Below are 19,613 nucleotides of genomic sequence, written 5' to 3'. Positions count from 1 at the left end.
CGCTCAGCCCCGAAGCCGCGAGATCCGCCCCGCGTCCGTCCTCGCCACCGCTCTGGCGATGCGGACCGCGTCGATCGCGAGCTCGCGGAGCATGCCGCTGACCGGGTTGGTGAAGCCGGTGAAGTACAGACCGGGGGTGTTCTCGGGGGAGCGGGCGCCCCGCACCACCGGCCGGCCGCGTGCGTCGAGTACGCCGAGGTGGCCGACCAGCCCCTCCAGGCCCCGGAGATAGCCGGTGGCGGCGACCACCGCGTCCGGTGCGACGCGGGTGCCGTCGGCGAGTACCACCTTGCCGTCCTCGAAGCCGTCCACGGCGGCCACGATCTCCACCCGGCCGCCGCGCACCGCGTCGATCAGGCCGACGTCCTGCACCGGGACGGCGCCCTCGGCCACCCGGGTGAGGAGGCCGGTGTCCGGGCGGGGCAGCCCGTGCGCCGACAGGTCGGGCGTGCTGATCCTGGCCAGCGGCCGGGCGAGCCGGTCGACGAGGCGGGGCGGCAGCCGCCGTACGAGCACGCCGCTGTACTGGGCGGGCCAGCCGGCGGTGGAGCGGCGCACGATGTGGGGCGCGGTGCGCACGGACAGCCGGACCCGGGCGGCCCCGCCCTCCACCAGATCCACGGCGATCTCGGCACCGGTGTTGCCGGCGCCGACGACCAGGACGTCCCGGCCGGCGTACGGAGCCGCGTCGCGGTACTCGGCGGCGTGCCGGAGCCCGCCGGTGTACGTGTCCCGGCCGGGCCAGTCCGGCAGGCGCGGGGTGTGGTTGTGGCCGGTGGCGACCACCACCGCGGCGCCGGTCAGCTCACGGCCGCCCGAGGCGTGCAGCAGCCAGCCCGCGCCGTCCGGCGCGCGCTCGACGCGGAAGACCTCGACGCCGGTGACGATCTCCAGCTTGTGGTGCTCGGCGTACTTCTCCAGGTACCGCACCACGTCGTCCCGGGCCACCCATCGCCCGAAGCGGCGCGGTATCGGCAGGCCGGGCAGCGCCGAAAGACGGCGGGTGGTGTGCAGGCGCAGCCGGTCGTAGTGGCGCCGCCAGGAGGCGCCGACGTGGTCGGCGCGTTCCAGGACGACGGCCCGCAGACCCCGCGCGCGCAGCGCGTGGGCGACGGCGAGACCGCCGGGACCGGCGCCGATGACGTACACGGGGCGGTCCGCGGGGTATGCGGGCTGCGGTTCGGTGGACGCTGTGGAGTCGGCCATGCCGTGAGCGTAATCAGGCCCTCGCTTGATGGGTCTCGGTCAAGACCGGAATCGGTTGCGGATCGGTCACGACCGCGGACGTGGCCGCGGTCGTGACTGTTGTTGAATGGGTCGATGGCCCACACACGCATGCCTACCCTCGCGCCCTCCCTCGCCGAACCGCGCGGACACGGCCTTCGCCTCCGGTCCTGGGACGCCGGCTCGGACGCCGACGCCGAGACGTGGCTGCGCGGTTGCCTGGATCCCGAGTTCCGGCGCTGGAACACACCGCTCAGGCTGTGGACGGACCTCGGCGGCGCCCGTGAGTCGCTGCGCGCACGCGCCCGGGACGCGGCGGAGGGCGGGTCCGCCTCGTTCCGGATCACGGACGAGGCGAGCGGCGCGGTGCTGGGCCACATCGGAGTCAACGAGATCAACCGGCCGCTGAAGCTGGCCCGGGTCGGTTACTGGGTGCTGCCCGAGGCCCGCGGCCGGGGCGTCGCCACCCGCGCTCTGCTCCTCGCGTCCCGCTGGGCCTTCGCGGAACTCGGCCTCCACCGCCTCGAACTGGGGCACGCCGTGGGTCACGACGCCTCCTGCCGGATCGCCGAACGCTGCGGGTACGCCCACGAGGGCACGATGCGCGGGGCGATGTTCGAGGCCGGCCGGCACGACGCCTTCCGGGACGCGCACCTGCACGCACGGTTGGCGACGGACGAGGAGCCCGCGGCGCCCGCCGGGCGGTGACCGCGGGTCAGGGCCACAGCCGCCCGCCGGGCGGTGACCGCGGGTCAGGGCCACAGCCGCCCGCCGGGCGGTGACCGCGGGTCAGGGCCACAGCCCGCCCGCCGGACGGTGACCGCGGTTCAGGGCCACAGCAGCCGCGTGCTCCAGCCGCCGTCGTCCGTCCGGCGGTAGGCCAGCCGCACGTGGCGGCGGCGGGCGTCCCCCTGGAAGAACTCCACCTCGTCGGGGAGCAGCCGGTACAGCGTCCAGGACGGGACGGGCGCGTCCGGCTCCCGGGCGGCCCGCTCCCAGGCCGCCTCGGAGGCGCGGGCCAGCTCGTCCGGCGAGTCCAGGTCCGTGCTCTGCCGTCCGGTGAGGGCGGCGGCGAGGGCACCGGTCGACCGCGCGTGCAGGTCGGCGTGCGCCGCCTCGGCCGGGGCGGCGGTCACCGGGCCGCGGACGCGCACCTGGCGGCCCAGTACGGGCCAGTAGAAGACGAGCGCGGCGTACGGACGCGCGGCGAGGTGGCGGCCCTTGCGGCTGTCGGCGTGCGTGGCGAAGGACCAGCCGTCCGCGTCCGCACCGTGCAGCATCACGACGCGCGCGTCCGGCAGCCCCTCCGCGTCCGCCGTCGCCAGCGACACGGTGTGCGGCTCGGTCTGACCGGCCGCCACCGCCTCGGCGAACCACGCCGTGAACAGGGCCAGGGGATCGCCGGGCGCGGTGGCCGGGTCGAGGGGCGGCAGCTCGGTGACCGCGGGATCCCACACCCGCAGCGACCTCAGCAACTCGTGGAGATCGGTTCCCATGCCCCGATTGTCACGGGTGCGGGGGGCTGGGTCACACCGACCCGAGGTCGGAGGAGACCCAGCGCTCGGGCCGCATGCGGACGATGACCTGCTCGCCGTGGTTCGCGGAGGCGAAGGCCACGTATCCGTCGACCTTCTCGGCCGGGAGGTAGCGGGCGGAGATCTCCCGCAGCTGCTCCTCGGTGGCGGTGACCGTCTCGACGACCGGCCCCTCCACCGACACGTACCGGATGGTGGGCTCCAGCCGGTCGACCATCAGGGAGAACCGGCCCGCCGCCTTGATCAGCTGGTTCTTGCGGCTGTCGAGCCCGGTCATGATCCATACATCGCCGCCGGGCTCGTACTGGTACCAGATCGGCACGGTCAGCGGGGCCCGGCCCGCGCCCGCGTCGACCGCGAGCGCGGCGATGTGGGGCTCGGCCAGGAACTTCTCACGCTCTTCGCGGGTCAGGGCCATTCCGGTCTCCTCCAGCGGGTACGGACGTCGTCGTCCAGGCTCAACACCGGCCGGGCGCGCGGCTGTTCCCCGTCCGGCGGACTCCCGCCGGACGCACGTCAGGACATCGCCAGCCGCTGCACCAACAGGAACGCCCCGATGCCCAGCATCGCGGCGCCCGACGTACGGGTGACCGCACGGGCCGCGGCCGGGCGCGCGCCCAGGACGGCACGGGCGGCGAGCCCGACCGCCAGGTAGACGGCGGCGCAGCACGCCATGTGCAGCAGTCCCAGGACGACAGTCTGCACGGGCACCGGCAGCGGCGCACCCCGGGTGACCAGGAACTGCGGCAGCACGGACAGGTAGAGGAGCAGGCCCTTGGGGTTGAGGCCGCTGATCGTGGCGCCGCGCAGGAAGTCCCGGGCCCGGGAGCCGCCCTGCGCGCCACCCGGGTCCTCCTGCGCGGCACCCGGAACACCGGGCCGGCGCAGCACCGACCACCCCAGCCACACCAGGTACGCGGCCCCCGCCACCGTCAGCACCGTGAGCAGACCCGGCGACCCGGCCACCAGCACCGCCAGCCCGGCCGCCGCCAGCAGTGTGTGCAACGCGTACCCGGCGACCAGACCGCCCACCGCCCACGCCACCGACCGGTCGCGCAGCCCGGCCGCTATGGCGTACGCCCAGTCCGCGCCCGGCACGCACACAAGCAGTAGGTCCAGAGCGAGGAAGGAGATGAGGAGTCCCGAGTCCATGCCGGGAAGATTAGGCGCATACGTGCCGAAGGTGTTTCCGAAGTTTGTCCAGGTCAGAGCATGTGGTGGGAAAATCTTCCACATGGACGACCTGGACCGGAAGATTCTTGCCGAGCTGCAGCAGGACGGGCGGCTGACCGTGACCGAGCTGGCCGCGCGGGTGCGGCTGAGCGTCTCGCCGTGTCACCGGCGGCTGCGTGAACTCGAGCGGTCGGGGGCGATCGGCGGTTACCGGGCGGTGGTGGACCCGGCCGCGGTGGGGCTGAACTTCGAGGCGCTGGTCTTCGTGTCGATGCGGCAGGAGGACCGGGACACGGTCGCCGAGTTCGAGCGGGCGGTCAGCGAGGTGGCCGAGGTGGTGGAGGCGCAGCGGCTGTTCGGGGAACCGGACTACCTGCTGCGCGTGGTCGCCGCCGACCTGGCCGCCTACCAGCGGCTCTACGACGAGCGGCTCGCCACCCTGCCCGGAGTGCAGCGGCTGACGTCGACGCTGGTGATGAAGCACGTGGTGCGGGACCGGCCGCTGCCGGCGTAGTGCGGAACGGGTGCGCCGGGGACGCGGCCTGCGGGCGCGGCGCGTGCGCCGGACGCGGTGTGCGGGCGCGGGGTGCGGGGCCCGGCGAAGATGACAGGCTGTGGGGCGCGCCGCGGGGTGCGCCGCGGGGGTGCGCCGCCGGGTGTTCTGCCCGGCGTGCTACTTGGTGGGCTTCTTGCCGGTGACGCCCAGGTACATCAACAGGGCCAGGTTTGGCTTGAGTTCGGCCTGTTTGACGCCCCAGGAGGAGAAGCCCTTCTGGTGCGAAGCGGCGGCCGCGAGCATCACGACCAGTGAACCGGCGATCGCCGCGGGGTTCACGTCCTTGTCGACCTTGCCCTTGGCCCGCAGTTCGGCCACGGAGTCCGTGAGGGAGGAGTTCACCGAGTTCAGGATCTTCATCCGGATCTTGGAGAACCGTTTGTCTCCCTCCGCCGCACCCAGGTCGATGACCCGGAGGATCGCGTCGTTCTTCCGCCAGAACTCGAGGAATCCGTCGACGAGTTCCTGCGCCGTCTGCCAGCCGGCCTTGCCGACCCAGGAGCGGCCCGCCGTGAGGTCGGCCAACACGGTACTCTCGGCGACCATTTGCTCGGCGATCTCCAGGACGGCGCCCTCGACGTCCGGGAAGTACTGGTAGAAGGTCGCGGGCGACGTGCCCGCCTTGCGGGCGACATCGATGACTTTGACATCGCGATAGGGGGAGGAGCTGAGCATTTCGCTGAGGCAGTCGAGCAGTTTCTGCCGGGTCGCCTGCCCACGTCGACCGGCCACGCGGCCGTCGACGGTACGCACTTGTCCTGTCATGCCGTCAGCTTACCGACGGGTGATCTGAGCGCGATTCGGCCGACTGCAAATGGGGTGCGCGGGCGGAGAGAGGCTGGTGTGCCTGGTCTGCGCGGTGCGGGCGACGCGGTTACTTTGACGGCATGGCCGAAAACGGGGCATCAGCGAAGCGGACGTCCGGCGACCCGACCGATGCGTCCGCACACCCGGAAGGCGTCCCCTGCTGGGTGGACGCACAACTCTCCGACGTGGAGGCGGGCAAGCGCTTCTACGGCGAGCTCTTCGGCTGGACCTTCGGAGAGCCGGGAGGGCGGCCGGCGGAAGAGCCGGCAGGGGAGCCGGCGGGGAAGGCGGCCGAGAGCCCGGCGGGGAAGGCGGCCCAGAGCCCGGCGAGGGAGGCGGCCGAGAGCCCGGCGAGGGAGGCGGCGGGCGAGTCCGTATGGGCGTGGCTGGACGGCGAGCCCGTCGCGGCCCTGGTCCGCAAGACGGACGGCCGGATGCCCACCGTGTGGTCCGTGTACTTCCACACCCCGGACGCGCCGGCGCTGGCCGAGCGGATCCGCGCGGGCGGCGGCCAGGTCGTCACCCCGCCCCACCCGGTCGGCGGCCTGGGTACCACCGCGCTCGCCGCCGACCCCGACGGAGCCGTCTTCGCCCTCTGGCAGCCGGCCGGCCACCCCGGCTTCGGGCGCCGGCACGAACCGGGCACCTTCACCTGGGCCGAGCTGTACACCCGGGACACCGAGGCCGCCAACGCCTTCTACGGCGACCTCTTCCACGACGCCCTCTTCGGCCCGGACGCCGCCCCCGACTTCGGCCGTGCCCTGGTCTCCGAGGTCTTCCCCGCGGAGATGCCGCCGCACTTCCTCGTCCACTTCCTGGTCGGGGACGTCGAGGCCGCGCTCGGCACGGTGGCCCGGCTCGGCGGGCGGGTGCGGGTGCCGCCCTTCGAGACGTCCTACGGAGGGGGGGCCGTGGTCTCGGACGACCAGGGGGCGTCGTTCGCCCTGCTGCAACGCTGACCGGGAGCCCGGGAAGCGTGCCCCTATGCCCGGGATCGTACGAGACACCCCGATTGTCGCCAGGTTCGCCACCGGCGCCTCGGACAGGAAGAATCGGGGTGCGTGGCGCCACGGACGTGCGGTGGTGAGACGCTGCACGTCGGTCGCGTACATATGTGGATGGCGCGGCCCGTACGGGGAGGTGGCAGGCAAGTGGTGGATCAGCTGACACAGCACGATCCGCGGCGGATCGGGCCGTTCGAGGTGCTGGGCCGGCTCGGTGCCGGCGGCATGGGGCTGGTCTATCTCGCGCGCTCGGCGTCCGGCCGGCGCGTGGCGATCAAGACGGTCCGGACGGAGCTGGCGGAGGACCAGCTGTTCCGCGTCCGCTTCACGCGCGAGGTGGAGGCGGCCCGCGCCGTCTCCGGCTTCTACACGGCGGCGGTGGTCGACGCCGACCCGCGCGCGGCGGTTCCGTGGCTGGCCACGGCCTACGTTCCCGCGCCCTCCCTCGAGGAGATAGTGAACGAATGCGGGCCGCTGCCGGCCCAGGCGGTGCGCTGGCTGGCGGCGGGCGTCGCGGAGGCGCTCCAGTCGATCCACGGCGCCGGGCTGGTCCACCGCGACCTCAAGCCCTCCAACGTCCTCGTGGTCGAGGACGGCCCCCGGGTGATCGACTTCGGCATCGCGTCCGGCGTCTCGAACACCCGTCTGACGATGACGAACGTCGCCGTCGGCACCCCCGCCTACATGTCCCCGGAGCAGGCGAAGGACTCCCGCAGCGTCACCGGCGCGAGCGACGTGTTCTCGCTCGGCTCCATGCTGGTCTTCGCCGCCACCGGGCACCCGCCCTTCCACGGTGCCAACCCGGTCGAGACGGTCTTCATGCTGCTGCGCGAGGGCCCCGACCTCGAAGGCCTGCCGGACGAGCTGCGCCCGCTCATCGAGTCGTGCATGCAGATGGAGGCGACCGGCCGCCCCAACCCCGCCGACCTCCAGGCCCAGCTCGCCCCGCACCTGTTCGGCTCCGGTTCCGACGACAGCGGTACGGCGTCGGCGTGGCTGCCCGAGCGGGCGGTGGGCCTGATCGAGCGCCGCCGCAACGGCCGGCCCCCGGCCAAGCCCGCGGCGACCACCGCAGGCCGCGGCGGTGGCGGCGGCGCGGCCGGTGCCCGTCCCGCGGTCCCCGCGCCGCCGCTCCCGCCGCCGCCCTCGCACGACCCCGTCGTACCGGCGCCCCCCGGGCACGGCCCCCCGGTGCCCGCGCCCGTCGGCGCCCCCGAATCCGGCCCGGTCCGGCTGGCCGGGGTCTCGGTGCCCATCGGCCCCGGCCCGCGCGTCGCCGACATGCGTTCCGCGGCCGTCGCCGCGCCCCCGCCGGAGTCCGCCCTCGCCGCGTCCTGGTCCCGTCCGCGCCCCGGCGTCAACGGTGCCGACCCCTCCGCCGCGGCGGCCCCGCCCGCGCCCACCGCACCTCCCGAGGCGTCACCGGCGGGCTGGCGCCCCTGGCGCTTCCGCATGTCCAACGACGTCTGGGGCACGCCGTCCGTCGCCGGGGACCTCGTCTACGTCACCTCCTTCGAGGTACACGCCCTGGACGTGGCCACCGGGCGCCGCCGCTTCAAGACCCGGGACGTCGCCTGGTCGATGGCGGTCGCGGACGGCCGTATCCACGCCTCCGACGGCCCGACCCTCTTCGCCCTGGACGCCCGCGAGGGCACCGACCTGTGGCGCGTCCAGACCGATGCCTGGGTGTACTCCCTCCAGGCCGACCGGGGCACGGTCCTCACCGCCACCAGAGGCGGCGGCGTCCAGGGCTGGGAGGCCTCGGGCGGTCAGAAGCTGTGGGAGATCACCGGCGCGCAGACCGACTTCGAGTCCGCGGAGGCGGGCGCCGTGCTGCACGAGGGCACGGCGTACGTCTGGCAGGACGCCCGGCTGCGCGCCCTGGACGCCCGTACCGGCGACGAGCGCTGGTCGTACCCGATCGGCGACGCCGCCTCCTGCGGCGGAGTCCCGGTCCGCGTCACCCAGGCGCCCGACGGATACGTCTACGTCTCCGCCGGCACCCGGGTCCTCGCCCTGGAGGTCACCACCGGCCACGTCCGCTGGCACTTCGAGGCCCCGGCGGTCTTCCTCGCCCCGCCGGCCTTCGTGCCGGGCCCCGCGGTGACCGGCGGCGGCGTCTACCTGGCCGACTACCTCGGCACGGTCTACGCCCTCGACGCCACCGACGGCCGCGACCGCTGGCGCATCGCGACCGAGGCCCGCTCCTCCACCGACCCGGTCCTGGTGGCCGCCGGCCACGTCCACGTGGGCAGCGGCAAGGGCCTCTACACCCTGGACGCGGTCACCGGCACTCCCAAGTGGCGCTTCCAGGCGGGCGGCGACATCGTGGGCGCCCCGGCGGTGGCCGAGGGCCGCATCCACTTCGGCTCCACGGACCACCTGCTCTACACCCTCAAGGCGGACGACGGCCGCCTCCGCTGGAAGCTGGCCACGGGCGGCGAGATCACCGGCTCCCCGGTCGTGCGCGACGGCATCGTGTACGCGTGCAGCAAGGACCGCTGCGTGTACGCGCTGGACGCGGAGAAGGGCACAGGCACGTCCCGCACAACCTGACCCGGAAAGGCACCCGCACCCGCACCCCCACCCGCACCCCCACCCCTTCCGGCCGGCGAGGGATCGGAGTGTCCGCCCGGCCCTGTGGACGACCGGCCTCGGTCGGCGCGGCGTCGTCGTCGACCGGCGGATACCGGCACGAAAGAGGTCACCGGGCACACGTCGGCCGCGGCGGCTCCCCTCCGTGCCGCCGCGGCCGGTCCCCGCGTGGGAAAAGGTCTACTTGCCGTCGCTGTCCCGGTCCAGGGCGGGCGGGGACGGCATGCTGTTGTCCATCGTGGTGATGGTCTCGCCCGTGGCGGGCTCGCTCGGCATGCTGTTGTCCTGCGTCGTCGCGCCCCCGTCCTTCGGCGGTGCCGGCATGCTGTTGTCCTGCGTGGTGGCGTCCGCGTCCTTCTTCGTGTCGCTCATGAGCTTGGCTTCCTCCAGGTCGTGACAGGTGGGAAACGCCCGCCCGGAAGCTCCCCCGAGGGCCACCGGACGGGCGTTCGGAGCCGCACACTAGCTGGCTGGGCTCCCGCCGGACCGTCTGCCCCCCGACGCGACGGTCTGACTGACGTCAGCGTGCCGGTTGGACATAAACGATTGCTCAACGTCCGCGTTCAGCGCCTTCTAGACGGCCGACGCGGGGGACAGCAGGGCGCGGACCTCGTTCGCTTCCGCGGCTCCGCTCTGCTCGTAGAGGTTGAGCGCCTCCTGCCAGCAGGCCCTCGCCCGGTCCGCCTGCCCGAGAGCGGCGAGGGCCCGGCCGAGGAGCGTCACGATGTTCCCTCGCATGCGGTCACCGCCGACACAGCCCAAGGTGAGTGCCTGTTCGGCGTGTTGGGCCGCCGGAGCGAAGCGGGCGGCGGCGAGGTGCACCTCCGCGATCCGGAAATGGGTGTTCCCCACCCAGAGCCGTTGCCGGTGCTCATTGAAGATGTCCTGGGCATCGGAGAACTGGCCCAGTGCTTCGTCGTGCCTCTTGGCCTTGGCCAGCGCCAGACCCAGTGCGAAGTGAGCGCTGGCGCGCCGCATGGGCCGCCCCAACCGCAAGTGGGTGGCGAGGCTTTGGCGCGCGATGTCCACAGCCTGGGACACGTCACCCAGTTCCAGGTACGAGCGGGACAGGTTGGCGAGTGTGACCGCCTCGCCGAGCCTGTTGTCACCGGCCCGGTGTCCCTCGATCGCCTGCTCGAAGAAGGTCTTCCCGTCGTCGTACCGGCCCTGGTGCAGGCAGATGAGCCCGCGGTCGTTGGCCACCCAGCTCACAGCGGTGGCGTCCCCCGCGGACGCGGCGAGCTCCATGGCCAGGCGCGCCTCCTCCTCGGCCTGGCGAATGCGGCCGTACACCAGCAGGACGTTGGTCAGTGTCGTCCGCGCCCGTCCTTCGGCGCGGGCGTCCCCAGCGGCCCGCGTCGCGTCGCACATGGCACGCGCCGTGGTCTCGTACTGGTGCGAGTTGGCCCCCGATTCGATCAGGTCCTTGGCCGCCCACAGAAGGTCCACGGCGGGCCTCAGCCTGACCGAGCTGGTCGCCTGCCGGACGCAGGACAACAAGGCCGCCGCCTCGCTGTACAGCCAGTCCAGGGCCTGCGACCCGCGGTCGAAACGCAGCCCGGGATACTCCGTCGGCTCGAGGTCCTCCACCAGCCGGTCCCCGGGCCGCTCGATCGCGTACACCCCCGCCGCCGTGGCCAGATAGAAGTCCAGCAACCGCGACAGCGCCGCCTCCCGCTCGCTCGGCGGATGCTCGTCCCGTTCCGCGCACGCACGCGCGTAGAGGCGGACCAGGTCGTGGAACCGGTACCGGCCCGGCGCCGCCGACTCGAGCAGCGACGTGTCCACCAGGGACTCCAGGAGGTCCTCGGTGTCCTCGGCCGGGAGGTCCAGTACCGCCGCCGCGGCCTCGAGGGAGATGTCCGGGCCGTCGGCCAGGCCGAGCAGCCGGAAGGCCCGGGCCTGGGCCGGTTCCAGCTGGCCGTAGCCCAGTTCGAAGGTGGCCTTGACGGCCAGGTCGCCGGCCTGGAGCTCGTCCAGGCGGCGTCGCTCGTCCGCCAGTTTGGCGGCGAGGACCGAGACCGTCCACGTGCGGCGGGCGGCGAGGCGGGACGCCGCGATGCGGATCGCCAGGGGCAGGAAGCCGCACGCCCCGACCACGTCCAGCGCCGCCTCCCGTTCCGAGGCGACCCGCTCCGCGCCCACGATCTTCGTGAAGAGCGACAGCGCCTCCTCGGGTGACATCACGTCCAGGTCGACCAGATGCGCCCCCGCGAGGTCCAGCATCCGCACCCGCGACGTCACCAGCGCCGCGCAGCCGTCCGTGCCGGGCAGCAGCGGACGTACCTGGGCGGCGTCGCGGGCGTTGTCGAGGAGGACGAGGACGCGGCGGCCGTCCAGGACGGAGCGGTACAGGGCGGCCCGCTCCTCCAGGGAGTCGGGGATGGCCGAGTCCGCGGTGCCCAGGGCGCGGAGGAAGGCGCCCAGTACCGTCTCCGGTTCCGCCGCCCGCGCGCCCGCGCCCTGGAGGTCGACGTACAGCTGCCCGTCCGGGAAGGCGGCCCGCGCCTGGTGGGCGATGTGCACCGCGAGGGTCGTCTTGCCGACGCCGCCGATGCCCGCGAGGGCGGAGACCGCCATGACGCGGCCCGCGGTGCCGCCGTCCCCCGAGGCCGAGGACAGTACGTCGCTCAGTTCGCGGACGAAGGACGCGCGCCCGGTGAAGTCCGGGACCGTGGCGGGGAGCTGGGCCGGGCGGACCGGGGCCGTCGCCGTCTCCGCGGCGGGCGCCGAGGGCTCGGCGAGGCCCGGGTCGGCCCGGAGGATGCGCTGCTGGAGTTCCTGGAGGCCGGGGCGCGGGTCGACGCCCAGCTCGTCGGCGAGCAGGCGCCGCGTGTCCGCGTAGACGGCGAGGGCCTCGGCCTGGCGTCCGCTGCGGTAGAGGGCCAGCATCAGCAGCTCGCGCAGGCGTTCGCGCAGGGGGTGCGCCGCCGTGAGGGCCGTCAGTTCCGAGACCGCCTCCGCGTGGCAGCCCTGCTCCAGGTCCATGTCGAGGCATGTCTCGAGGAGTTGGAGCCGCCACTCCTCCAGGCGGACGCGTTGCGCTTCCGCGTAGGGACCCGGGACGCCCGCCAGCACCTCGCCGTCCCACAGCGCCAGCGCGCGGCGCAGTACGTCACGGGCGTGGCACAGGTCTTCCGCGCTCCGCGCCTTCTCGGCCTCGGCGGCCAGGTCCTGGGCGGTGGCCAGGTCCAGCGCCCCCTCGGCCAGGCCCCGTACGGCGTATCCGCCCGACTCGCTCACCAGGACGCCGGGGTCCAGGATCTTCCGCAGCCGGGACGCGTAGGTGCGTACCGCCGCCAGCGCCTGCGACGGCGGTTCCTCGCCCCACAGGGCGTCGATCAGCTCGGCGGCCGTGGCCGTGCGGCCCTCGCGCAGCAGCAGCGCGGCCAGCAGGGCGCGCTGCTGGGGGGAGCCGGTGGCCAGCGGCTCGTCGCCGCGCCAGGCTCGCACGGGCCCGAGCACACCGAAGCGCAGCGCCGCCGTCTTCTCCGGTTCCGCCGGGGATCCGGGACGCCGCTGCTCCGGTACTCGCGGTACACCGTCCATGCAGTCCCCCTAGACATCCTGAGCAACCAGGTCAGTTTGCCTTGTTCATGCCGACCACGTCAGCCGTGGGAGACGCCGATCACAGGTCCCTCACCTGCTCCCTCACCTCTCCAGGTCCACCCGCACCGTCAGCAGCCCCGTGCCGGCCCCCATGGCCCGCACCGCGAGGCTGTTCAGCCGGGGAAGGCGACGCAGGCGCGCGATCGCGTCGTCGTCGGGGAGGAGGCGGGCCGTTCCCCGGTGCCAGCGGCCCCGGACGCGTACCCGTACCCGTGGATCGGCCTTGATGTTGCGGATGTACTGGGACCGTTCACCGAACTCCGACACCAGCCAGAAGGAGTCGCCCACCCGGCGTCCGCCGACCGGTGTGCGGCGGGGGAGGCCGGAGACGCGGCCGGTGGTCTCCAGCAGGGTCTGGGCCGGCAGGCGGCGCAGGACGGCGTTGAGGCGGCGCTGGACGGCGGTGACGGCCCGGTACTTCCTCTCGGCCCGGGTCTTCTGCCCGGCCTTTTCGTCGGCGTGCTTCTGGGTGTCGGACGACTTCGACATGATTCGTTCACGCTCCCGTCTCGTATGTCTCCATGTTCCCCGGAAAACCTGAGAGGGAGGGTGAGGGCGGGACCAGGAGACGGGTGGTGCGGGCGTGCGGGTCGTGACCTGGAATCTGTGGTGGCGGTTCGGGCCGTGGGCCGACCGGCAGAAGGCGATCCTCGCCGTGCTGAGGGAGTTGCGGCCCGATGTCGTCGGACTCCAGGAGGTGTGGGCCGCCGACGACGGCGCGAACCTCGCCGAGTGGCTGGCCGGTGAACTCGGCCTGCACTGCGCCTGGGCCGCGTCCGAGGCCCCCGAGCGGTGGCAGCGGCGAATCGGGGACGACACGGTCGGTATCGGCACCGCGGTACTCAGCCGCTGGCCCGTGCTGGAGCGGGCGGCACTGCGGCTGCCGGCTCCCGGGGAACTCGACGACGGGCGCCTCGCGCTCTACGCCCGCCTGGACGCCCCCGGCCACCGGATCCCGTTCTTCACCGCCCACCTGAACTCGGGCTCGCACGCCTCGGCGGTGCGCCGCGAACAGGCCGCCGCGCTGGCGGAACTCGTCGCCGCCCACCGCCACGGCACCGCCTTCCCGCCCGTCGTCACCGGGGACTTCAACGCCACCCCCGACTCGGCCGAGATCCGGCTCCTCACCCGTCCGGCGCCCGCCGCTCCCGGGCGGGCCGCCCTGCTCGACGCCTGGGAGTACGCCGACCCGTCGGCCCCGCCCGCCACCTGGGACGGCGCCAACCCGTACATCCCCGGCGGCCCGGTGCCGGGTGCGCGGATCGACTACGTCCTCGTGGGGCCGCCCGGCCGGCACGGACTCGGCCGCGTACGTGCCGCGCGACGGGCGGGCGACGGCCCCGTGGACGGCGTATGGCCCTCCGACCACGCGGCGGTCGTCGTGGACCTGGCCGGCGATTGACGCCGGAGAGCGGGCGTGGCCGCCCGGCGCGAATTCGATGAACACTCAATTACCGGGCGTATACGTGCCGGTGGTCAAGTGATCGATTGGTGGGTAGCATGCACGTGTGCCTGGCGCTCTACCGACCAATGGAGTTCCGGTACATGCTGTTTTCCCTCCTGACCATAGGGACGACGGCAAACCGAATCGGGGGAAGAAGTACCGGGGGGACCGTCGGTTTCCACGCCTGTTCAGATCGCCCGTGTACGGGCTTCTTTCCCCTTGCGACGACGCAAGGAAGACACGAATGAACAGCAATGCATTGCGCATGGCCGCCGTTTCGGCCGTCACGGCCATCGCTCTCGGTGGGACCGCGGGGCTGGCCCAGGCGGCGGCACAGCCCGCTCCTGCGAGTACGGCGCGGACCGCCGTCGCGGCCACGCAGCAGGCCGAGGCCCAGCAGGCGGCGCGCACCCTGCTGGCGAGCCCGCTGGCAGCCGAACTCTCCACGGCCGAGCGTTCGGAGTTGCGCGCCGTCGCCGACGGCCAGTACGCGGCGGCCGGCAAGTGGGGCGCCATCAAGGCCGCGTTCAGCAAGATCGGCGGCTTCGCGAAGGCCATCAAGGGCAAGTACAGCGACTTCAAGAAGTGGTACGACGGGCTGTCCTGGTGGGCGAAGGCGCCGCTCAAGGCCGTCACCCCGGGCCTGACGCTCCTCGAGATCTACAACGCCCTTCGCTGACGCGGGCCCCACTCGGCCGAACACGAAGACACGGAGCACTCTGGATGACCGACACCATGTCCCCCCGCGCCGCCACAGAAGGCACGTGGGCCCTGCCTCTGCTCGCGCTCGCTCCCCTGGCGCTGGTCAGGCTCCTCACGGAGCCCTCCACGCCGTGGCTCGCCGCTTCCTGGGGGCTTCTGGCCCTGTCCGCCGTCCTGATGGCGGTCGGATGGAGCACGGTGCTGCGCCACGGGACCCGCACGGGCGGGGCATGGGCCACGTGTCTTCTCGTCCACGGGGCGTTCGTCTGGAATGTGATCGTCCTCGTGCGCCAGTAGCGCGAGGAATTGCGCGACTGGGCATTCTCCGCCGAGGAACAAGAGCGGTAATCGGGGAAGGAAGTCCGAGGGACCTTCGGTTTCCACGCCTGTCAGATCACCTTGAGGCTTCCTTCCCCTTGCGATAACGCACGACGAGTCTACATGAGCGCTACCCGGCCCGAAGCGGCGACGGTAATTCGGCCGGTTTCCCGATTACTCGAATATGCCTGCCTTCGGCCTACCCTCGCCCCAGGAAAATCGGGTTCGTGAACGCGGCCGGCGCTCCCGGCAGGGGCCCCGCCGCCGCCTCGTGGCGCAGTTCCGCCCGTACGTACGCCGCGTACGAGGCGGTCGTCCGCCACTCCACGACGCCCTCGCCGGACACCGGCAGGGGCGGGCCGGTGAACAGCACGCCCTGGTCCGTCACGAAGCGCACCGTGCAGCGCGGGGCGCCCGTCACCTCCAGGCGGACGGTCACCGGGGCGTCGGCGTCCACGCGCAGCCGCTCGCCGATGCCGGCGTGTTCGCCCCGGCCGCCGGACGCGGTGAGGGCCAGTGACACCTTCGCCGACTCGGCGACGTACGAGCGCCCCGCCCGGATGCCCTCCTGGATCGCCTCCCGCGTCAGGTCGTCGGCGAGGACGACGGTCTGCGGGCGGCCGATCACGTCCGGGGCGCGGTGCGAGTCGCTGCTGCCCATCGCGGGGATCCAGCCCCGGCCGCCCCGGTCGTCCCGCCCCCCGCGCACGGAGGCGACCAGCATGCTGTCCCAGTCGGCCAGCGCCACCTCGTCGTCGGGCGTGTAGGCGCCGTTCCACACCTCGACCGCGTCCGCCTCCCCGAACCCGAACTTCCAGTTGCAGCCGATGCAGGTGGCGTGCGGGTGGGCCGGGACGACCAGGCCCCCGGCGCGGCGGATCTGGCGGGCGAAACGGCCGAAGCGGTTGTCGCGGGCCCGGTAGCGCCAGTCGACGAAGGTGCCGGGATCGGTGCCGATGGCGACGACGTGGCCGTTGCGGGTCGTCACCTCCTCCCCGAGCATGATCAGCAGGTCGTCCCCGGCCTCCTCGGCCCAGTGCGCGTGCGCGGAGTGCGTGTTGTGCTCGGAGGAGTTGATGAAGTCCAGGCCCGCCGCCCGCGCGAGAGCGGCGATCTCGGCGAGCGTGTAGCGGCCGTCGGAGTACACGGAGTGCAGGTGGCAGTCGCCCCGGTACCAGGCGCGCCCCCGCCCCTTGGCGCGCTCGGGCGGATACACCGGCCGTACGGTCTCGGCCTGCTCCCCGTACGTCAGCGTGATCGTGATCTCGTACGGCAACCCCTGCGGAGCCACCGTGTAAGGGCCGAGCGCGATGTGCCACACGCCCGCTCGCACGGGTCCCGGAAGGTACCCCGGTGTCGCCTCGTCGGCCCGGACGAAGAACTCGGTGCGCGCCCCGCCCGACCAGCCGCGGAAGCCCCGGCCGCCCAGGCCGGTGCCGCGCTCGTCGAAGAGGCCGATGTCGAGGGCGTTGCCCTGGGTTCCGGCCGGGACGGCGGGGCGCTCGTAGGTGTAGGCGACGTGGATCTCCCGGACCCCCGGGGGTACTTCGACCGGTACGTACACGAAGTCGGGGGAACCGGGCGGAAGGGTCCCGCGCACGGTCCTGGTCTGCTGGTTCCGGTCGTTCCGGTCGTTACGGTCGGCCGCCGAGGCGAAGCTCACGCTTCCCAACGTAAGCGCGGCGGCGGCTCCCGTCACGAACAGGGCGCGTCTGCCCGGGCCGGTGCCGGCGTGGTCGTCCTCGCACATGCTGCTGCTCCCAGGTGTCGTCAGTGACATGACATCGGTGGTGCTGGGATGGTGCGTGCAACCCTCGTATTGAGCCGTGAACTCCCGTGCAAGGAAAGGGGTTCGGCGCATTGAGAGCGGGAAACCGCGCGGTGGGCGAGCGGGGGGACGCGGGACCGCCGCGGTGGGCCGGCGGGGACGGGCCCGGCGTCTCGATCACCCCGCTCGTATGCTCGAAGGATGACGACTTCCGCGACCCCCGGAACCGGGCCCGCCGACCCCACGGGTCCCACCGAGAACTCCCTGCGTCGCGCCCTCAAACGCGCGCGGGACGGCGTCGCCCTCGACGTGTCCGAGGCCGCGGTGCTGCTCCAGGCCCGCGGCGAGCACCTCGACGCGCTCACCGAGTCCGCCGCCCGGGTCCGGGACGCGGGCCTGGAGGCCGCCGGGCGCCCCGGCGTCATCACGTACTCGAAGAGCGTCTTCGTCCCGCTGACCCGGCTGTGCCGGGACAAGTGCCACTACTGCACCTTCGTCACCGTCCCCGGCAAGCTGCGCCGCGAGGGCCACGGGATGTTCATGTCGCCGGACGAGGTACTCGACATCGCCCGGCGCGGTGCCGCCCTCGGGTGCAAGGAGGCCCTCATCACCCTCGGCGACAAGCCCGAGGACCGCTGGCCGGAGGCCCGCGAGTGGCTCGACGCGCACGGCTACGACGACACCATCGCCTACGTCCGCGCCATCTCGATCCGCATCCTCGAGGAGACGGGCCTCCTCCCGCACCTCAACCCCGGCGTCATGACCTGGACGGACTTCCAGCGGCTCAAGCCCGTGGCGCCCTCCATGGGGATGATGCTGGAGACCACCGCGACCCGCCTGTGGTCCGAGCCCGGCGGCCCGCACCACGGCTCCCCGGACAAGGAACCGGCGGTACGGCTGCGTGTCCTGGAGGACGCCGGCCGTTCCTCGGTGCCCTTCACCTCCGGAATCCTCATCGGCATCGGCGAGACCTACGAGGAGCGCGCTCAGTCGCTGTTCGCCCTCCGGAAGGTGTCCCGCGCCTACCACGGCGTCCAGGAGCTGATCATCCAGAACTTCCGCGCCAAGCCGGACACGGCGATGCGCGGCATGCCGGACGCGGAGCTCGACGAACTGGTCGCCACGGTGGCCGTCGCACGGCACATCATGGGCCCGTCCGGCTGCCTCCAGGCCCCGCCGAACCTGGTGGACTCGGAGTACGAGCGGCTGATCGGCGCCGGCATCGACGACTGGGGCGGCGTCTCCCCGCTGACCATCGACCACGTCAACCCCGAGCGCCCCTGGCCGCAGATCGACGAACTCGCCGCGAGGTCCCGCACGGCCGGCTTCGAGCTGCGTGAACGTCTCTGCGTCTACCCGGAGTTCGTCCAGCGCGGCGAGCCCTGGCTGGACCCGCGGCTGCGCCCGCACGTCGCGGCCCTCGCCGACCCGGCCACCGGCCTGGCCCGCGAGGACGCCACGGTCGAGGGCCGCCCGTGGCAGGAACCGGACGAGGCGTTCACCGCGACCGGCCGCACCGACCTGCACACGGCCATCGACACCGAGGGCCGTACCTCGGACCGCCGCGACGACTTCGACGAGGTGTACGGCGACTGGGGCGCCCTGCGCGAGGCCGCCGCCCCCGGCATGGCACCGGAGCGCATCGACACCGACGTACGCCAGGCCCTGGCGACGGCCGCCGACGACCCCACGAAGCTGACGGACGACGAGGCCCTCGCCCTGCTGCACGCCGACGGCCCGGCGCTGGACGCCCTGTGCAAGGTGGCGGACGACGTACGCAAGTCGGTGACCGGCGATGACGTCACCTACATCGTCACCCGGAACATCAACTTCACCAACGTCTGCTACACCGGCTGCCGCTTCTGCGCCTTCGCCCAGCGCCGCACGGACGCCGACGCGTACACACTGTCCCTGGACCAGGTCGCCGACCGCGCGCGGCAGGCCTGGGACGTGGGCGCGGTCGAGGTCTGCATGCAGGGCGGTATCCACCCGGACCTGCCCGGCACGGCGTACTTCGACATCGCGAAGGCCGTCAAGGAACGCGTCCCCGGCATGCACGTGCACGCCTTCTCGCCCATGGAGGTCGTCAACGGCGCCACCCGCACCGGGATGTCCATCCGCGAGTGGCTGGGCGCGGCCAAGGAGGCGGGGCTCGACTCCATCCCCGGGACGGCGGCGGAGATCCTCGACGACGAGGTCCGCTGGATCCTGACCAAGGGCAAGCTGCCCACGGCGACGTGGATCGAGGTCGTCGAGACGGCGCACGAACTGGGCATCCGGTCGAGCTCGACCATGATGTACGGCCACGTCGACCAGCCCCGCCACTGGCTCGGACACCTGCGTACCCTCGCCGGCATCCAGCAGCGCACGGGCGGTTTCACGGAGTTCGTGACGCTGCCCTTCATCCACACCAACGCGCCCGTCTACCTCGCCGGGATCGCCCGCCCCGGCCCGACGATCCGCGACAACCGCGCGGTCACGGCGATGGCCCGCCTCCTCCTGCACCCGCACATCCCCAACATTCAGACAAGCTGGGTCAAATTGGGCACGGAGGGTGCGGCGGAGATGCTCCGCTCCGGCGCCAACGACCTCGGCGGCACCCTGATGGAGGAGACGATCTCCCGCATGGCGGGCTCGTCCTACGGCTCGTACAAGTCGGTCAAGGACCTGATCGCGGTCGCGGACGCGGCGGGCCGCCCGGCCAAACCCCGGACGACGCTGTACGGCCCGGTGCCCGAGGAGCGGCGGCGGGCGGCGGCGGCGTCGGACGGTCACCTGCCGGAGCTGCTGCCGGTACTGGACTGAGACCCGGCAGGGGCAGGGGCATGGGCCGCCCGCAGTACGATGATCGGGCCCCCGGTGTGTCGGGGTTCTCGTA

At 73.1% G+C, this 19,613-nt stretch carries 17 protein-coding genes; 8 read left to right on the top strand and 9 right to left on the bottom strand.

Annotated elements, in window-relative coordinates; all coding sequences use genetic code 11:
* Window positions 1-3 precede the first annotated feature (3 nt).
* The gene (locus tag ACZ4V1_RS15330; RefSeq protein ID WP_468335025.1) at window positions 4-1,206 is read right to left on the bottom strand and encodes a flavin-containing monooxygenase; all 1,203 of its coding nucleotides are present in this window, start codon (window positions 1,204-1,206) and stop codon (window positions 4-6) included.
* Window positions 1,207-1,320: 114 nt separating this feature from the next.
* Here ACZ4V1_RS15330 and ACZ4V1_RS15325 point away from each other — a divergent pair, with 114 nt between their 5' ends.
* Window positions 1,321-1,932: a GNAT family N-acetyltransferase gene (locus tag ACZ4V1_RS15325; RefSeq protein ID WP_468335022.1), complete on the top strand. Its 612-nt coding sequence runs from the start codon at window positions 1,321-1,323 to the stop codon at window positions 1,930-1,932.
* A 119-nt stretch (window positions 1,933-2,051) separates the two neighbouring features.
* Here ACZ4V1_RS15325 and ACZ4V1_RS15320 read toward each other — a convergent pair whose 3' ends face one another.
* From ACZ4V1_RS15320 to ACZ4V1_RS15310, 3 genes are all read right to left on the bottom strand, one after another.
* Window positions 2,052-2,720 carry a pyridoxine/pyridoxamine 5'-phosphate oxidase gene (locus tag ACZ4V1_RS15320; protein ID WP_468335019.1) on the bottom strand — a complete coding sequence of 223 codons (669 nt, stop codon included), beginning with the start codon at window positions 2,718-2,720 and terminating at the stop codon, window positions 2,052-2,054.
* A 31-nt stretch (window positions 2,721-2,751) separates the two neighbouring features.
* Window positions 2,752-3,177 carry a pyridoxamine 5'-phosphate oxidase family protein gene (locus ACZ4V1_RS15315; RefSeq protein ID WP_468335016.1) on the bottom strand — a complete coding sequence of 142 codons (426 nt, stop codon included), beginning with the start codon at window positions 3,175-3,177 and terminating at the stop codon, window positions 2,752-2,754.
* Window positions 3,178-3,275: 98 nt separating this feature from the next.
* Window positions 3,276-3,911, bottom strand: a complete 636-nt coding sequence (locus tag ACZ4V1_RS15310) for a LysE family translocator (protein ID WP_468335013.1) — start codon at window positions 3,909-3,911, stop codon at window positions 3,276-3,278.
* Between the two features lie 82 nt (window positions 3,912-3,993).
* Between ACZ4V1_RS15310 and ACZ4V1_RS15305 the strand changes: the two genes are divergently transcribed.
* Window positions 3,994-4,446, top strand: coding sequence for an Lrp/AsnC family transcriptional regulator (locus ACZ4V1_RS15305; RefSeq protein WP_468335010.1), 453 nt, complete (start codon window positions 3,994-3,996; stop codon window positions 4,444-4,446).
* 159 nt (window positions 4,447-4,605) lie between these two features.
* Here ACZ4V1_RS15305 and ACZ4V1_RS15300 read toward each other — a convergent pair whose 3' ends face one another.
* The gene (locus ACZ4V1_RS15300; RefSeq protein WP_468335676.1) at window positions 4,606-5,241 is read right to left on the bottom strand and encodes a TetR family transcriptional regulator; all 636 of its coding nucleotides are present in this window, start codon (window positions 5,239-5,241) and stop codon (window positions 4,606-4,608) included.
* A gap of 134 nt (window positions 5,242-5,375) precedes the next feature.
* On the opposite strand from ACZ4V1_RS15300, the gene kbpA reads away from it, so the two are divergent.
* Together kbpA and afsK are read left to right on the top strand one after the other, a co-directional pair.
* The gene (gene kbpA / locus ACZ4V1_RS15295; RefSeq protein WP_468335007.1) at window positions 5,376-6,254 is read left to right on the top strand and encodes an AfsK-binding protein KbpA; all 879 of its coding nucleotides are present in this window, start codon (window positions 5,376-5,378) and stop codon (window positions 6,252-6,254) included.
* Window positions 6,255-6,446: 192 nt separating this feature from the next.
* Window positions 6,447-8,855, top strand: coding sequence for a protein serine/threonine kinase AfsK (afsK, locus tag ACZ4V1_RS15290; RefSeq protein ID WP_468335004.1), 2,409 nt, complete (start codon window positions 6,447-6,449; stop codon window positions 8,853-8,855).
* Window positions 8,856-9,074: 219 nt separating this feature from the next.
* Here afsK and afsS read toward each other — a convergent pair whose 3' ends face one another.
* The 3 genes from afsS to ACZ4V1_RS15275 form a co-directional block, all read right to left on the bottom strand.
* Window positions 9,075-9,266 carry a regulatory protein AfsS gene (gene afsS / locus ACZ4V1_RS15285; protein WP_468335001.1) on the bottom strand — a complete coding sequence of 64 codons (192 nt, stop codon included), beginning with the start codon at window positions 9,264-9,266 and terminating at the stop codon, window positions 9,075-9,077.
* Between the two features lie 201 nt (window positions 9,267-9,467).
* Window positions 9,468-12,443 (bottom strand): SARP-family global regulator AfsR, encoded by a 2,976-nt coding sequence (gene afsR / locus ACZ4V1_RS15280; RefSeq protein ID WP_468334999.1) that lies wholly within the window; start codon window positions 12,441-12,443, stop codon window positions 9,468-9,470.
* Between the two features lie 102 nt (window positions 12,444-12,545).
* Entirely contained in the window at window positions 12,546-12,992 is a 447-nt protein-coding gene (locus ACZ4V1_RS15275) for a nitroreductase/quinone reductase family protein (protein WP_468334995.1), read from the bottom strand.
* A 94-nt stretch (window positions 12,993-13,086) separates the two neighbouring features.
* On the opposite strand from ACZ4V1_RS15275, the gene ACZ4V1_RS15270 reads away from it, so the two are divergent.
* From ACZ4V1_RS15270 to ACZ4V1_RS15260, 3 genes are all read left to right on the top strand, one after another.
* Window positions 13,087-13,905 (top strand): endonuclease/exonuclease/phosphatase family protein, encoded by an 819-nt coding sequence (locus tag ACZ4V1_RS15270; protein ID WP_468334993.1) that lies wholly within the window; start codon window positions 13,087-13,089, stop codon window positions 13,903-13,905.
* A 286-nt stretch (window positions 13,906-14,191) separates the two neighbouring features.
* On the top strand, window positions 14,192-14,626 hold the full coding sequence (locus tag ACZ4V1_RS15265) for a hypothetical protein (RefSeq protein WP_468334990.1): 435 nt from the start codon (window positions 14,192-14,194) through the stop codon (window positions 14,624-14,626).
* 44 nt (window positions 14,627-14,670) lie between these two features.
* Window positions 14,671-14,946, top strand: a complete 276-nt coding sequence (locus ACZ4V1_RS15260) for a hypothetical protein (protein ID WP_468334987.1) — start codon at window positions 14,671-14,673, stop codon at window positions 14,944-14,946.
* Window positions 14,947-15,166: 220 nt separating this feature from the next.
* Here the strand turns inward: ACZ4V1_RS15260 and ACZ4V1_RS15255 are convergent, their stop codons facing one another.
* Window positions 15,167-16,717, bottom strand: coding sequence for a CehA/McbA family metallohydrolase (locus ACZ4V1_RS15255; RefSeq protein WP_468334985.1), 1,551 nt, complete (start codon window positions 16,715-16,717; stop codon window positions 15,167-15,169).
* Between the two features lie 219 nt (window positions 16,718-16,936).
* Between ACZ4V1_RS15255 and ACZ4V1_RS15250 the strand changes: the two genes are divergently transcribed.
* Window positions 16,937-19,540: a bifunctional FO biosynthesis protein CofGH gene (locus ACZ4V1_RS15250; RefSeq protein WP_468334982.1), complete on the top strand. Its 2,604-nt coding sequence runs from the start codon at window positions 16,937-16,939 to the stop codon at window positions 19,538-19,540.
* Window positions 19,541-19,613 lie beyond the last annotated feature (73 nt).

This window comes from Streptomyces sp. NPDC028991, from assembly GCF_055564775.1.
The sequence above is the reverse complement of the archived record's forward strand: the minus strand, read 5'-3'. Positions and strand labels throughout refer to the sequence as shown.